This window comes from Coralliovum pocilloporae, assembly GCF_030845175.1.
Classification (GTDB): Bacteria; Pseudomonadota; Alphaproteobacteria; order Rhizobiales; family Cohaesibacteraceae; genus Coralliovum; species Coralliovum pocilloporae.
The window spans coordinates 401262-416034 of sequence record NZ_CP132542.1 but is presented as its reverse complement, the minus strand read 5'-3'; the positions used below and the strand labels follow the sequence as shown (position 1 = coordinate 416034).

The 14773-nt window shown below is 54.2% G+C and carries 13 protein-coding genes and 1 pseudogene; 5 read left to right on the top strand and 9 right to left on the bottom strand.

Features of this window, described 5'->3' with window-relative positions; all coding sequences use genetic code 11:
* The first annotated feature begins 193 nt into the window (after positions 1-193).
* The gene (murI, locus tag RA157_RS02050) at positions 194-1042 is read left to right on the top strand and encodes a glutamate racemase (RefSeq protein WP_350334821.1); all 849 of its coding nucleotides are present in this window, start codon (positions 194-196) and stop codon (positions 1040-1042) included.
* Here the strand turns inward: murI and RA157_RS02045 are convergent.
* Positions 1009-2874, bottom strand: coding sequence for a GGDEF domain-containing protein (locus RA157_RS02045; protein ID WP_350334820.1), 1866 nt, complete (start codon positions 2872-2874; stop codon positions 1009-1011). The two genes, murI and RA157_RS02045, sit on opposite strands and share 34 nt — an antisense overlap.
* 591 nt (positions 2875-3465) lie before the next feature.
* Between RA157_RS02045 and rpsD the strand changes: the two genes are divergently transcribed.
* Entirely contained in the window at positions 3466-4083 is a 618-nt protein-coding gene (gene rpsD / locus RA157_RS02040; protein ID WP_350334819.1) for a 30S ribosomal protein S4, read from the top strand.
* A gap of 227 nt (positions 4084-4310) precedes the next feature.
* A complete protein-coding gene (ttcA, locus tag RA157_RS02035; RefSeq protein ID WP_350334818.1) occupies positions 4311-5210 on the top strand; it encodes a tRNA 2-thiocytidine(32) synthetase TtcA in 900 nt (299 codons plus the stop codon).
* On the opposite strand, the gene RA157_RS02030 is transcribed toward ttcA, so the two are convergent.
* From RA157_RS02030 to purL, 4 genes are all read right to left on the bottom strand, one after another.
* A complete protein-coding gene (locus tag RA157_RS02030; RefSeq protein WP_350334817.1) occupies positions 5207-5842 on the bottom strand; it encodes a YrbL family protein in 636 nt (211 codons plus the stop codon). The genes ttcA and RA157_RS02030 overlap by 4 nt on opposite strands.
* A gap of 134 nt (positions 5843-5976) precedes the next feature.
* Complete coding sequence (gene grxD / locus RA157_RS02025; RefSeq protein ID WP_350334816.1) at positions 5977-6306, bottom strand: Grx4 family monothiol glutaredoxin; 330 nt, start codon at positions 6304-6306, stop codon at positions 5977-5979.
* Positions 6307-6377: 71 nt separating this feature from the next.
* Positions 6378-6611 carry a BolA family protein gene (locus RA157_RS02020; protein WP_350334815.1) on the bottom strand — a complete coding sequence of 78 codons (234 nt, stop codon included), beginning with the start codon at positions 6609-6611 and terminating at the stop codon, positions 6378-6380.
* Between the two features lie 58 nt (positions 6612-6669).
* Positions 6670-8874: a phosphoribosylformylglycinamidine synthase subunit PurL gene (gene purL, locus RA157_RS02015; RefSeq protein ID WP_350334814.1), complete on the bottom strand. Its 2205-nt coding sequence runs from the start codon at positions 8872-8874 to the stop codon at positions 6670-6672.
* Between the two features lie 422 nt (positions 8875-9296).
* Here purL and RA157_RS02010 point away from each other — a divergent pair, with 422 nt between their 5' ends.
* Both RA157_RS02010 and RA157_RS02005 read left to right on the top strand, forming a co-directional pair.
* Positions 9297-11636, top strand: a complete 2340-nt coding sequence (locus tag RA157_RS02010; RefSeq protein ID WP_350334813.1) for a mechanosensitive ion channel family protein — start codon at positions 9297-9299, stop codon at positions 11634-11636.
* A gap of 112 nt (positions 11637-11748) precedes the next feature.
* On the top strand, positions 11749-12645 hold the full coding sequence (locus RA157_RS02005; RefSeq protein ID WP_350334812.1) for a DMT family transporter: 897 nt from the start codon (positions 11749-11751) through the stop codon (positions 12643-12645).
* A 115-nt stretch (positions 12646-12760) separates the two neighbouring features.
* Here RA157_RS02005 and RA157_RS02000 read toward each other — a convergent pair.
* From RA157_RS02000 to purS, 4 genes and pseudogenes are all read right to left on the bottom strand, one after another.
* A pseudogene (locus RA157_RS02000) lies at positions 12761-13518 on the bottom strand (IS5 family transposase).
* A 152-nt stretch (positions 13519-13670) separates the two neighbouring features.
* Positions 13671-14339: a phosphoribosylformylglycinamidine synthase subunit PurQ gene (purQ, locus tag RA157_RS01995; RefSeq protein ID WP_350334811.1), complete on the bottom strand. Its 669-nt coding sequence runs from the start codon at positions 14337-14339 to the stop codon at positions 13671-13673.
* 11 nt (positions 14340-14350) lie between these two features.
* Complete coding sequence (locus RA157_RS01990) at positions 14351-14476, bottom strand: phosphoribosylformylglycinamidine synthase-associated small membrane protein (RefSeq protein WP_350334810.1); 126 nt, start codon at positions 14474-14476, stop codon at positions 14351-14353.
* 10 nt (positions 14477-14486) lie between these two features.
* Positions 14487-14729, bottom strand: a complete 243-nt coding sequence (purS, locus tag RA157_RS01985) for a phosphoribosylformylglycinamidine synthase subunit PurS (RefSeq protein WP_350334809.1) — start codon at positions 14727-14729, stop codon at positions 14487-14489.
* Positions 14730-14773 lie beyond the last annotated feature (44 nt).

Here is a 14773-nt window from a genome sequence, read left to right as displayed (position 1 = left end):
AGAAACAAGAGCGCCGGGCAGGTGGACCTATTCAAGCTGTTCTTTGTGGTTAGGCTGAGCTTCCCGGATGAACCCGAAAGGCGGGGTCATTTTTCCGCCCGGCTTTGTTGGAGATTCTTGAAAACCGGAAGGTTTCCTGTGGACCCCCGCCGCACCGGACGAAAAAATGACTATCGCAGAATGGACGTGAGCAATGAGTTTTGACCCTGGGATGGCGAATCCCCGCCTCCTTGTCTTCGATTCTGGTATTGGCGGCCTGTCCGTGCTGCGGTCTATTCGAGCTGAAATGCCGGAAGCTGTTGTGACCTATCTGGCGGATGATGCCGGTTTTCCCTATGGGGACTGGGGCGAACTTGCTTTGACCAACCGCATTGTGCGGATCATGGAAAAAGCCATCGCGCTGTTCATGCCCCATTGCGTGGTGATCGCCTGCAATACCGCGTCTACGCTGGTTCTGCCCGCCCTGCGGTCGCGGTTTGATGTTCCTTTTGTTGGAACCGTCCCTGCGATTAAGCCTGCGGCAGAGCAGACCAGGACAGGTATGGTCAGTGTTCTGGCAACCCCGGGAACCGTCAAACGGGACTATACATTCGATCTTATCCGGGACTTTGCGTCTGATATCAGGATAAGTCTTGTGGGGGCATCAGGTCTCGCGCGTCTGGCTGAAAACTATGTCACAGGCGGTGAGGTTCAGACAGAAGCCCTGCTTGAGGAAATCAGGCCCTGCTTTGTCGAACTGGATGGCAAAAGAACCGATACAGTGGTTCTTGGCTGCACCCATTATCCGTTTCTGCTGAAACCTATGGCCGATATGGCGCCCTGGCCTGTGATCTGGATCGATCCGTCAGATGCCATAGCAAGGCGGGTCAAGGATCTGATCATCTATCATGGCCTGTCTGACTGGAAGAGTGAGGATGAGAGCCTGTTTACTGCCACAAGCGGAAGGCAGCCACCTGCTCAGGTGATGGACCTGATTGGCTCGATGCGGTTGCAGGTGCGTAATTTCCGTCAGTTGTCATCCGCGTTCGGGGCAGGACTGTAGTCCCTGATCGCAAGACCGTTCTCGGACAGCTTCGAGATAGACTTCAGTTCTGCAATCGCCTGTGACAGGTGGTTGGTGGCATGAACCGGTACCCCTTTTGAAATGGTCAGGATAGCACCACAGCACCGCATCAGCGGGAAACGGGCAGGGCGTCCTGATCTGTCCTGGCCTTCCAGATATTCCGCTTTCCGATCCTCCGGATCGTAGAAGGACTTGATGTCCTGCTCAAAAGTGGTCAGGAGCGTCTCAACCTGCTGGCGGATCAGGGCTTGATCGGCATTCTTGAAGCCAGCAAAGAAGTCATCTCCACCCACATGACCCAGGAACGCACCCTGGCCAAAGGCCTTCTTGAGCAGGTCAGCAAAGAGGATGATCGCCCGGTCACCCTGACGGAATCCGTAGCGATCGTTGAATGGTTTGAAATTGTTGAAATCGAAATAGCAATAGGCCCGATCTGTATCGGCCTGCTCCGAAGAGGAGGCTACAAAATCATGAATGGACTGGTTGCCCGGCAGCTTGGTCAGCGGGTTCTGGTCCTGCGCTTGCTTGAAGCGCTTCTCGTTAATGATTTTGAGCAGCGACTGGGCAGACAGCAAGCCTGCATATTGCCCATGATCCGTCAGGATGATGCCGTCTGTCTCGATTGCGTTGTTCGCGAAGATCTCCAGCATTGTATCCACATCGCTGTTGATATCGGCCACGGGACAGCGGGACTGGAAACGCTGCAGAGGTTTCCCCAAACCCTTGTTCATCAGAAGATCGCGACCGAACTCGGAATAGATATAGTGCTTCATGTCGGCTTCACGGATGATGGCCCGCGGCTCGCCATGCTGGTCGACAATCGGGACACAGGGCTCTGCTTTGCTCTCCCTGAACTGGTCAAAGACATCAGCGATTTCAGCAGTATCTGTGATCGGTTTTACCCAACTCATTTCCTCGCGGATAAGCTGGGAATCACTTTCCTTGCCCCGTCGTTCGGACCGGGTGGCAAGGCGTACATGATGATAGCTCTTCATGGCCAGGTCTGTATCGAGGAATGGCCGCTCAACGAAATAACCCTGGATGAGATCGCAGCCGATCTGTCGGCAGGCGAGAAACTCTTCGGCTGTTTCAACACCTTCTGCCACCACGCTGGCACCCAGAACATGTGCGAGATTGGTAACAGTTGCCACAAACAGCTTCTTGCGTGATGTGGTATGGATATCCTTTATGAAAAACCGGTCGATTTTCACATAATCCGGCTCAATGTCATAGAGGAGCTTCAGTTCTGAAAAGCCCTGTCCAAAATCATCAAGTGCCAAACGGAAGCCGTTTTCCCGCATCAGGTCCATCTGATCCTGTGCATTGTTGGCTTCTGAGTTCTTGTGCTGTTCCGACAACTCGACACATAAAGCGGACTTCGGGAGGTTATGTGCCGCCAGCATGCGCGTTGTTTCTATATGCAGCCGGTTGGGCGCATTGAGTACCCGCCCGTCCAGATTGACAAAGAGTTTGAGGTCTTTCGCGTTAGGAAGGTCAGCATATTTGCTGACGGCCTTCTTCCGCAGACCGATTTCCAGCTCCACAAGACAGTCATGTTCATAGGCGGTGTCGAAGATTTCGGAAATCTGGTTGAAACCGAGTGCCTGGTGGCCGCGCAGCAAAGCTTCATAGGCGTATACTGCGCCTGTATTGACATCCACGATTGGCTGTAATGCATAATTTGTAGCGGACAGAATTTCTTCGAGAAACAGCCTGCTGAAGGCAACCGGTTCCTCAATATCGAAAGTCAGCTCAAGAACGCTGTTCGCCGCAGCGCCACCACCTGGCTGCCGTTTTACCCACTTCTGCATGTTAACGCCGCCCCATTGCCCGCACTGCGTCTGAGTAATTGCTTACTCGCGTGACGCAGGAGGTAGTATCCCGGTAACAGGTTAATGGTTGGAATATCAGCAGCTTAATAGATGAAGAGCGCGGGTTTTGTTTGTAATACAGTTAATATAGATTTTAGGGTGTGGTGCCTTAGGGTGTTTTTGGATAATTATGATTATTATCTAGGCGGTTGGGCAGATTTCCTGAACTGTTTACGTGGTTTGCTTGGTGATATACAGCCTGTGACTGTGACTGTGACTGTGACTGTGACTGTGACTGTGACTGTTTCTGGCGTCTGGTGAAGCTGGATGTTTTGTTAGAGAAAGCCATCTCATCGATGCCGGTTTGGACTGATTGACAGTTTTCCCGGAAAATGCCGCAGTTATGCGTGATTTTGAGGCGTCAATAGTTGACATTCAAAGCATGAGGTTATAGCAACGCGCCATGCGGGCTTTCGGGCCCGTATGTTTTTTCGCACACCCGTGAAACAGGCGGGCGCCTCGCTCTGTTTCTGTCGGCTCCTCGGGGCCTAGGAGGGCGTGTAACCTTCTTGATTGATAGGATCATACGCGATGTCAAAGCGCCATAGTGCTAAGTATAAACTTGATCGCCGCATGGGCGAAAATATCTGGGGTCGTCCGAAGAGCCCAGCCAACCGTCGTGAATACGGCCCGGGCCAGCATGGTCAGCGTCGCCGCGGCAAGCTGTCGGACTTCGGTATCCAGCTGCGTGCCAAGCAGAAGCTGAAAGGCTATTACGGCAACATCCTCGAGAAATCTTTCCGCAAGATCTATGATGAAGCTGTCCGTCTTAAAGGCGATACACCTGCAAACCTGATTGGTCTGCTGGAGAGCCGTCTGGATTCGATCGTTTATCGTGCGAAATTCGTTCCGACAATGTTTGCTGCCCGTCAGTTCATCAACCACGGTCACGTCATGGTCAATGGCCGCAAGGTCAACATTGCCAGCTACCGTTGCCGCGTTGGTGATGTCATCGAAGTGCGCGAAAAATCCAAGCAGCTCGTTATCGTTCTGGAATCTGTTGCCAGTGCCGAGCGTGACGTTCCGGATTACGTTGATGCAGACCACAACAAAATGGTCGCAACCTTCAGCCGTGTACCGCAGCTGAACGACGTTCCTTATCCGGTTGTGATGGAACCAAACCTGGTGGTCGAATTCTACTCCCGCTAAGGTTCTCTTTCGATTTTTGAGAAGGCCGCCGCGCTTTTTGCCGGCGGCCTTTTCTGTTATCTGTCCTGTTGCAGGTAAAAGCTCGCGCAGCAACAAATTCTACAGCGCGTTGCGTCAAAGCGGGAACCGGTTTGGCGAGAACAGCGCGCTTCAGCAAAAATACAGAGCATGTTGTGTGATGCCCTTTCAGCACAACATACTTTAGGTCCTGGTCCTAGGAGCTCACAATGGCCGATGCAGTCGTAACGCAGGATGATTGTCATCCGCTGTTTGTCGAAACGCCCGACAGTGTTGGCTTCAAGAAACTCCGCAAACGGCTGGTTCGGCAGACGCGCCAGGCTCTCGATGATTATGGCATGGTCAAGCCAGGTTCAAAGTGGCTGGTCTGCATGTCGGGAGGGAAGGACTCCTTTGGCCTTTTGTCTGTACTGCTCGACCTGAAATGGCGGGGACTCCTGCCGGTCGATCTGGTGGCCGCTAATCTGGATCAGGGCCAGCCCGGTTTCCCGTCTCATGTACTGCCTGAGTTTTTTGAGCGTTACAGGATCCCGTATCATATCGAACGCCGTGATACATATTCGGTTGTCACCTCGAAGATCCCGGAAAGTCAGACATACTGCTCCCTGTGTTCGAGGCTCAGGAGAGGGCACCTTTACAGGGTTGCCCGGGAAATGGGCTGCGATGCAATTGTTCTTGGCCACCATCGGGATGATATTGTTGAGACGTTTTTCCTCAACCTTTTCCATGGCGGGCGACTGGCTGCGATGCCTCCGAAACTGTTGAATGAGGAGGGGGATCTTCTGGTCCTGCGGCCGCTTGCCTATTGCGCGGAGCAGGATCTGGAGAAATTTTCCCAAGCCATGGAATTCCCGATTATTCCATGTGATCTCTGTGGCTCTCAGGACGGCCTGCAGCGTCAACAGGTCAAGGCCATGCTTCAGGAGTGGGAGAGGCAGGCTCCGGGGCGCTCTCAGGTGATTTTCAGGGCACTGACGAATACAAGGCCTGCCCATCTCCTGGACAGGTCTCTGTTTGACTTTATGAATCTCACTCCGTCAAAAGAGCTCGATGAAGCTGACGGCTGTAATGCGGTGGACGCGATGCTGGACGCGTTCCGGGTGCCCTAAAGGGCAAGTCGGGCCAGCTCGTCCATCAGTTGCTGCCTGTGTCGCTGGATATGGCGCGTGTTCCACCATTTGATATTGGTGGCCATCGGGATCAGATTGCGTTCACCGAAGCTGTCAATGGCAACGAGGCGGCGCTGGCCGTTTTCTGCTACGACGACCATGAGATTGCGGGCGCGGATGTCCACCATGACAATCTGATGCTCAGACAGAATTGCGCAATATGTATCTATGATCTCAAGGATATCCGGAGTGATACCTTCACGGCGGACAACCTCTTCAAGGGTTTCCGAGGTTTCTCCATTGAAGTTCTGAACTCTTTGAACGACCAGCCCAAACCCGAGATCGGTTTCCACAAACCCAACGAAGTCCGCGAATATCCTCAGGTGAGATTTGCCCCTGTACTGGTAAGACAGATACTCATTGACCTGCCTGAGTGCATAGCGGTGAGTCTGATCTCTTCGAAAGCGTTTGTACCATTTCTTGGCTTTGTCTTTGCCGGCATTCTGCCGACTGGGCACCATCACCTTGACAAGCCAGTCCGGGTTTTCCGGGTAATAATAAACAGTGCTCTCTGAACCATGAGAGAGCGGCTTGTGAGATGAAAGCCGCAAAGGTTCTGAATGATTGAGCATCAGATCTTCAGTCCAAGTTATTGATTGTAGGCATGAACCGCTAAAAGCGTTCTGATCGTACGGCTCTGCTATAAAAGAAAACGGCAAGCATTGGAATGCTTGCCGTCACAAAAGTGTCACTCTGCCGCTTGCTGTCAGGATGCCGCAGAAATGCCTTTCTCGGCCATGTAACTCTGCAGCTCTTCAGCCTGGAACATTTCGCGGACAATGTCGCAGCCGCCAACAAACTCACCCTTTACGTAGAGCTGAGGCACGGTCGGCCAGTTGGAATAGTCCTTGATGCCCTGGCGCAGATCATCGGATTCCAGAACATTGACGCCCTGATATTCAACGCCGATATAATCAAGAATCTGGACAACCTGTCCTGAGAAACCGCATTGCGGGAAGCTCGGTGTGCCTTTCATGAAGAGCACCACATCGTGATTCTTGACAGCGTTGTCGATCCAGCTCTGGACTTCGCTCATAGTCTATCTCCTTGTGAAACCGACCGTTCAAGGCGGCGGGGTTCGAATAATGTCGTGCCAGTCAGGTGATGCTAACTGGGTGCACTTGTCTGAAGGGCAAGTGCATGAAGGGCTCCACCCATATTACCTTTGAGTGCCTCATAGACCATCTGGTGCTGCTGCACGCGGGTTTTGCCACGAAACTGCTCCGATACCACGATCGCAGCATAATGGTCTCCGTCACCGGCAAGATCCTTGATCTCGACAGTGGCGTCGGGAAGAGCATCCCGGATCATAGTCTCAATTTCGCGCGCATCCATTGGCATTCGTCAAGTCTCCCGGCTCAGGGCCTGCCATCTGTTAAAATGGCTGTGTCTCGTAATCTCAGGCAACTGCCATGTAATCAGGCAACCAGTTCTCATGGGCGTTGACAAGGTCTTTTACGGATATGGAACAGGTTGACCCCAGTTTCAATTCCGCACCGCCCGTTTTGCCCAGTTTGACGATCACAACACCAGCGGTGCTGGCGGCTTCAAGGACCGCATCAACACTGTCTTCAGAGACTGCAATGACATAACGGGCCTGATCTTCAGCAAAGAGTGCCACATGCGGCTGAGCGGCGTCGATTGAAATGTCCGCTCCCATGGAACCGGACAGAGCCATTTCCGCCAATGCAATGGCGAGACCACCATCTGACACATCATGACAGACAGCAACTTTGCCATCCCGGATCTGGCTGCGCACGAAGTCGCCGTTCTTTTTCTCAAGAGCCAGATCGATATGAGGGGCGTCGCCTTCTTCCCGCCCTTCCGCAATCCGCAGATAGGAGGACTGGCCCAGATGAGATCCATGACCGCCAACAAGCAAAACACGCTCACCTTCATTGGCAAAGGCCACGCGGGCCATGCGTGTAACATCTGGCAGAAGGCCGATGCCACCAATAGCCGGTGTGGGCAGAATGCCCTGACCGTTTGTCTCGTTATAGAGAGAGACATTGCCGGATACGACGGGGAAGTCCAGCGTGTTGCAGGCATCACCAATGCCTTTGATGCAACCAACAAGCTGGCCCATGATTTCCTCACGCTCCGGATTGCCGAAATTGAGGTTATCAGTCACGGCCAATGGTTCTGCACCAACGGCTGACAGGTTTCGCCAGCATTCAGCCACAGCCTGCTTGCCGCCTTCATAGGGATTGGCTTCACAATAACGCGGGGTTACATCGACCGTAGCAGCCAGCCCCTTGCTGGTTCCGTCAATGCGGACAACACCGGCATCGCCGCCCGGGATCTGCATGGAATTGCCCTGGATGAGGTGATCATACTGTTCCCAGATCCAGCGCCGTGAGCACAGCTCTGATGAGCCAACCATGTTCAGAATGGTCTGTGCCATGTCGGATGGTTCTGCGACATTGCTGGCTTCAACGGTGTCTGCCGGTGCCGTTTCGACCCATGGACGGTCATATTCAGGCGCTTCGTCGCCCAGTTCCTTGATCGGCAGATTGGCAACTTCATCACCATGGAACCGGATACGGAACCGGAGGTCATCGGTGGTCTTGCCGCAGATGGCGAAGTCGAGACCCCATTTGACGAAGATGGCTTCTGCTTCTGCTTCCTTTTCAGGATGAAGAACCATGAGCATGCGCTCCTGGCTTTCCGACAGCATCATTTCGTATGGTGTCATGCCATCTTCGCGGCACGGGACCTTTTCAAGATCGAGCTCAACGCCCAGATTGCCCTTGGCACCCATCTCGACAGCAGAGCAGGTGAGGCCGGCAGCGCCCATATCCTGAATGGCGATGACCGCGCCGGTTTTCATCAGCTCAAGGCAGGCTTCCAGCAGGCATTTTTCAGTGAATGGATCGCCAACCTGAACGGTTGGCCGTTTTTCGTCCGTGTCATCGTCAAATTCGGCAGATGCCATGGTCGCGCCGTGAATGCCGTCGCGACCGGTCTTGGCACCGAGGTAAACGATAGGAAGGCCAACGCCCTTGGCTTCTGACAGGAAGATCTTGTCGGCATCCGCAAGGCCAATCGCCATGGCGTTGACCAGGATGTTGCCGTTGTAGCGGGCATGGAAGTTCACTTCACCGCCAATGGTCGGCACGCCGAAGGAATTACCGTAGCCGCCAATGCCTGCGACCGCGCCGGAAACCAGATGGCGCGTCTTTGGGTGGTCCGGCTCGCCGAAGCGCAGAGCATTGAGAGAGGCAATCGGACGGGCACCCATTGTGAACACATCACGCAGAATACCACCAACACCGGTTGCGGCACCCTGATACGGCTCGATATAGGATGGGTGGTTGTGGCTTTCCATCTTGAAGACGGCTGCCTGACCATCACCAATATCGACGACACCGGCATTCTCGCCTGGTCCCTGGATGACGCGAGGGCCTTTGGTCGGCAGGGTACGGAGCCACTTCTTGGATGACTTGTAGGAGCAGTGCTCGTTCCACATCGCCGAGAAGATACCGAGCTCGGTGAGGGTCGGCGCGCGTCCGATCAGGTCCAGAATGCGCTGATATTCATCCGGCTTCAGGCCATGTTCGGCGATGAGCTCCGGCGTGATCTCGATATCGTTTACGAAGGTCATGGAAATCCGCTGTCATAATGCGAGCGCACAGGCGCTCTTTCCCTGTCTTTGTGCTATGGAATTAGTTCCCCACAGCCTCAACGTCAATGATTATACCAAAGGAACTTAATATTGACGCATGTGATGCCTTTCAGGCGGCTGCTGGCAAGGCGTTTTTCGAAGGGTGATGTTGGTACATCAGCCAAGAAGAACAACGCAGTCCAGTGGGCGACTGAAAGACACCGAAGGCCGGATTTCTACGCGTTCTGAGCAGCGTTGCATTTGGCTTATGGTATCCATACCACATCACCAACTGCTCCTTGTCAGAACGCGGATAAATCTCGGTCACACGGGTCAATATTAAGTTCCTTTGGTATAAGATAGCAGTTGCCCGCGGTTTCGCTATAGTGGCGCTCTGTTTGGTTCACTTTTGGGGGTAGGTGATGTCCGCGTTCCGGTTTTTCAGTGCATTTACTGTTTTGAACTGGGGGAAAGCCCTTTCACTGCTGCTGGTTTCGGCACTCTGGTTTGCGTTGCCGGTGCAGGCTCAGGAGAGTGGGGCAGATACGAATCAGACCTCTGTGCTGGAAACGCTTGAACCGGTGCTGGATACAGCAAGAGAGAGCGGCGCCACGATTGTTGTCATTGACCCGTCAGAAAAGGCTGCGACCGAGACTGAGGCCGGGTTTGATATTGGCGGATTCATCACCGATATTCTGCTGCCCGCTCGGGCTGCCCTTGTCCATATATTCAGCAAAACCCCTGATTACCCGTCCGAAATTATAACAACACTGCAGAAACTCGGCCCGGAAGGTGGCCTTTATTGGCTGCTCTATGCGGTTCTGGCAATCGCGATTGCCTTTGTTGTCGGGCGATATGTCCAGGCCAAGTGCGATCAATGGGGGCGGCGGACATTTGCGGGTCTCTATAATCCCAACCCGGCGACCCGTGCTGACAAGATTGCGTATCTCCTCAGCCGAACCGTGCTGATGGGGATCAACACGTTCGGTTTCCTGTTTGCTGCAGGGCTTGTGATGCTGATCGCGGACTGGGGACACCCGCCGTCCAGAACCACCATGGTTGTGGCCTTGTTGACGTTTGTTGGTTTCCGTCTGGGACGGATTATCTTTCTGAATGTGCTGGCACCTGACGCGCCATCCCATCGCATGATTGCTATGGATGATCATTCGGCAAGCGCCCTTTACAGAGATCAGATCCGTGTTCTGGCTGTCTCAGCTTTGGCTATCGGGATCTGCGTCTGGATGGGCTTCCTGGGGCTTGATGAACTGGCGCATGCGCTGACGCTGATCATTGCTATTGTTCTGACCACCTTTGGGCTGAGCTGGATTGCCTGGCGGCATCGCGAGCCTATTCGTCAGGCGATTTATGGTGGAAAGCCAGAAAGCCAGGTCTGGCTTCCGGTCCGCCTTCTCGGGCGTTTCTGGGAGAGCCTGGCTATTGTCTATTTCATCTCTGCCGGTGCTGCGAGTATTGTCCGTCTCGTTTTGGAATTGCCGAATGCGTTCGGGCTGGTGACAGCGCCCGTTGACGGAATTTTCCTCGCGCTCGGTCTTTATGCTGTTCTGCTGCTGATTATCGACCGTGTCTATGCATCGAGGATGGCACAGGCGCGTGAGCTTTCCAGCGAGCCTGATGAGGAGATGATTACCGAAGACGGGTTTTCTGTTGAGGACGAACAGGAACCACAGGAGCCTCTGTTCAAAGAAGTGTTCGATCATGCCGCTGGCGTTGTGGCTTTTGCGTGCTGGGCCGGGTATGTGGCCCTGTCCTGGGGTGTGGATCTGGAGCGGAGCGACAGCATCTTTGTTCGGACATTCGATATCGCAATCGTTCTGTTCCTTGCTCATCTCGCCTATCGGGCGGTGCAGACCTGGATTGACCGCCAGATAGCGGAGGAGGACCCTGTGCAGCCTGGCATGGACATGGAAGAGATGATGGGTCAGGGGGCGTCCCGTCTCGCGACACTCCTGCCGATTTTCCGGAACTTCCTGGTCGTCACCATCGTTGCGATTTCTGGCATGATCGTTCTGTCAGAAATGGGCGTTGATATCGGTCCGCTCTTTGCCGGTGCTGGTGTTGTCGGCCTCGCCATCGGTTTTGGGGCACAGACCCTGATCCGGGACGTTTTCTCCGGTTTCTTCTTCCTTCTCGATGATGCATTCCGGAAGGGCGAGTATATTGATCTTGGTGGCGTCAAGGGTACGGTTGAGAAAATCTCTATCCGCTCTTTCCAGCTTCGCCATCATAATGGACCGCTGCACACAATCCCGTTTGGTGAGATCAAGCAGCTGACCAATTTCTCTCGCGACTGGGTGATGATGAAACTGCCACTGCGTGTGACCTATGACACGGATGTGGAGCGGGTTCGGAAACTCATCAAGAAGCTCGGCCAGCAATTGCTTGAGGATGAGGCCATCGGCCACATGTTCATGCAGCCGCTCAAATCGCAGGGTGTGTATAAAATGGAGGAGTCCGCCATGATCCTCCGGGTCAAATTCATGACCAAGCCAGGCGATCAGTTCATGGTCCGCAAGCATGTTTACGCCAAGATCCGTGAGCTGTTTGAGAAGGAAGACATCAAGTTCGCTCACCGTCAGGTAACGGTCAGGCTGGCCTCCCCCGATGAAGAAGGCGATGAACCTGCGCAGAAACAGTCACCGGCGGGTTTGGCTGCAGGTGCAGCGCTTGCGGGTGGTGTGTTACCGCTTCTGGATGATGATATCACAGGGATGGCCAAAGCGGGTGATGGAGACGAATTGTAGTTGCCTTACTTCACCCTCGATTAGCCTTTACACATCTGGAGGGGCTTGATAAGGCAAGTTGCTTCGGGTTGCGATAGTCGTGCCCCTGATTTCCTGCCGGGATAGAATGACAATGACGCGGTTTTCTGCAAACGGATTGCTGTTGCTTGCAGCATTGATCTGGGGTTCTGCTTTTGTGGCTCAGTCCACAGCCATGGATACAATGGGGCCTCTGACGTTCACTGGTCTGCGCTTTGTTCTGGCGACGCTGGCTGTTGCGCCTCTGGCCTATCTGGAATACCGGCGCCTGCGCCCTGAAATCAAACCGCGCCATGTGTGGCTGATCCTGGCAACGGGTGTTTGTTTCTTTCTTGGCCTGGCATTGCAGCAGGTCGGCCTGCTCTACACAACGGTGACCAATTCCGGTTTTCTGACAGCACTTTATGTGGTGTTCACGCCGCTTGTGGCGCTGTTTATCTTCCGTCAGTCTGTCCATATCGCTGTCTGGCCTGCGGCCGCACTGTCTCTGGCGGGTGCCTGGCTTCTGGGGCATGCGCTGTCAGGCTTGAACTGGGGAGATGTTCTGACGATCCTCAGCGCTCTGTTCTGGGCTCTTCAGGTGATCCTGCTTGGGATTATCATCGCTGAACTTTCTGCTGCGATCGTCATTGCGGCTTTGCAGTTTGCCGTGGTGGCGGTTCTTGGCACTGCCTTCGGTCTGATGTTCGAGCCGGTTTCATTTGCTTCAATTTCTGACACCTGGTTTGAACTGGTCTATACCGGCGTCATTTCGGGCGGGGTTGCCTTTACCCTGCAGGCGATTGCCCAGCGGTATACACCCGCAGCAGATGCTGCCATTCTGCTGTCGTCCGAGAGCCTGTTTGCTGCTCTGTCAGCGATGATCCTTCTGGGAGAGAGACTGCCACTACAGGGCTGGTTTGGCTGTGTGGCTATCCTTTTTGCCATCCTTCTGGTGCAATTGGCCCCGCTGGTTCAGGAACGTCGTGCACGCCGTTCCGCAGCAGTTTAGAGCGTGTTGCGCCTAAGTGGGGACCGGTTTGGCGACAAACAACTCGCGTCATCAAAGACAGAGAGCATGCGTATGAATCCTGTTCATCGCAAAATGCTCTAGGCTGAATCGACATTCATCTCATCCATAGTATTGCAGCTGCGATTTGGACGAAACTGAGGAAGTATATGGCCCTTCGGTCGAAGCGTGTTGCGATACGTCGGAAGTGCTTGAGCTTGTTGAAGCATCGCTCCACCGTATTACGGACTTTATAAGCTTCGAAGTCGTAGGGGATGCGATGTTTTCGTGTCGGGTTAGACGGGATCACCGGCTCAGCCCGCATTGCGCGGATCAAAGCACGGATCGCATTGGAATCATAGGCTTTGTCCGCCAGCACACGCTTCGGTGTCAGGCCGTCCAGAAGATCAGGTGCAATCGGTGCATCTCCACGCTGGCCTGGCGTCAGGATGATACGCAGAGGACGGCCAAGAGCATCCGTCGCGAGGTGGATCTTTGTCGTCAGACCACCTCGGGAATGCCCCAAAGCCTGGTCCCCCCTTTTGAGCCCTTGCCTGTCGCCGCCTGTTGATGCGCGCGCACAAGGCTGCTGTCGAGCGAGACGTAGCTGTTATCAGGGTCCTTGATCAGATGCTCGAACACCCGTTCCCACACGCCCGCCTCGGCCCAGCGAGTGAAGCGTTTATGCACTGTCTTCCATTTGCCGTAGCGTTCAGGAAGATCATGCCAGTGCGCCCCGGATCGTAGAACCCACAAAACACCGTTTACGAACAGCTGGTTATCTCTGCCGCTACGTCCTGGATCTCCAGGCTTGCCCGGCAAAACCCCTTCAATCTTACGCCATTGCGAAACCGTCAATTCATAGCGCTTGGGCATCAAAGCATCTCCAGTTCATCGAATCTGGAAACCTATGAATCACATCTGTACCCAACTTGGGAAGACTGAATGTCGATTGAACCTAGAGCTCAACAAAAAAAAGGGACAGCAGATGATGCTGTCCCTCGAAACGTTCTTATGCCTTTGATTGGTCAGGCAGCCACGTCCAGAGCGCTGGCAAACAGGCCGCGGCCATCAGTGCCACCCTGCAGGTCTTCAATCAGGTTTTCCGGATGCGGCATCATACCGAGCACATTGCCGCGTTCATTGAGAATGCCGGCAATATTGTTGATTGATCCATTCGGGTTGGTGCCGTCTGCGTAACGGAAGGCAACGCGGTTCTGATCTTCAAGCTGTCTGATGATGTCATCTTCAGCGAAATAGTTGCCATCGTGATGGGCAACCGGGCAACGCAGAATCTGGCCTTGCGTGTAGCTTCGGGTGAACAGGGTGTCGGCATTGGCGACTTCCAGTTTCACTTCCCGGCAGACAAATTTCAGATCCTTGTTGCGCATCAGAGCGCCTGGCAGAAGGCCTGCTTCTGTCAGCATCTGGAACCCGTTGCAGACACCGAGAACGCGGACGCCTGCATCCGCTTTGGCGCGCAGGGCATCCATAACCGGAGAGCGGGCTGCAATAGCGCCGGAGCGGAGATAGTCCCCATAGGAGAAACCGCCTGGGAGAACGATCAGATCCACATCCGGGATTTCGGTTTCCGTGTGCCAGACCGTCTGCGGCCTGTGGCCTGAGATCTGCTCAAGCGCGTAAAGCATGTCGCGTTCGCGATTGGAGCCGGGGAAGAGGATTACGGCAGATTTCATCCGGAGAGCCCTCACAAATACAGAATGACAGCCAGAGCGGTGAGACCAAGAGGAAGGATGATGAAAACAGCCGCCTGGATCAGAAGGAAGCGGATAATGCGTCCGCTGTCATCCTGTGCAGGAGGCCTGTCCATCATGCTTGCCCGATCAGTCGACCAGCTCGATTGCGTAGTTTTCGATGACCGTGTTGGCCAGAAGCTTCTCGCACATGTCGCTGATGCGGGTTTGTGCGGTGGCCTTGTCCATATCGGCCAGGTCGAGATCAATAACCTTGCCCTGACGAACGCCGTTGACGTCGTCGAAACCGAGACTGCCAAGTGCGTTCTGAATTGCCTTGCCCTGGGGGTCAAGGACACCGTTTTTCAGGGTTACCGTGATACGTGCCTTCATGGCTTGTCCTGTATTCGCTCAAGTAGTGTTCAGGTGAAAGGGAA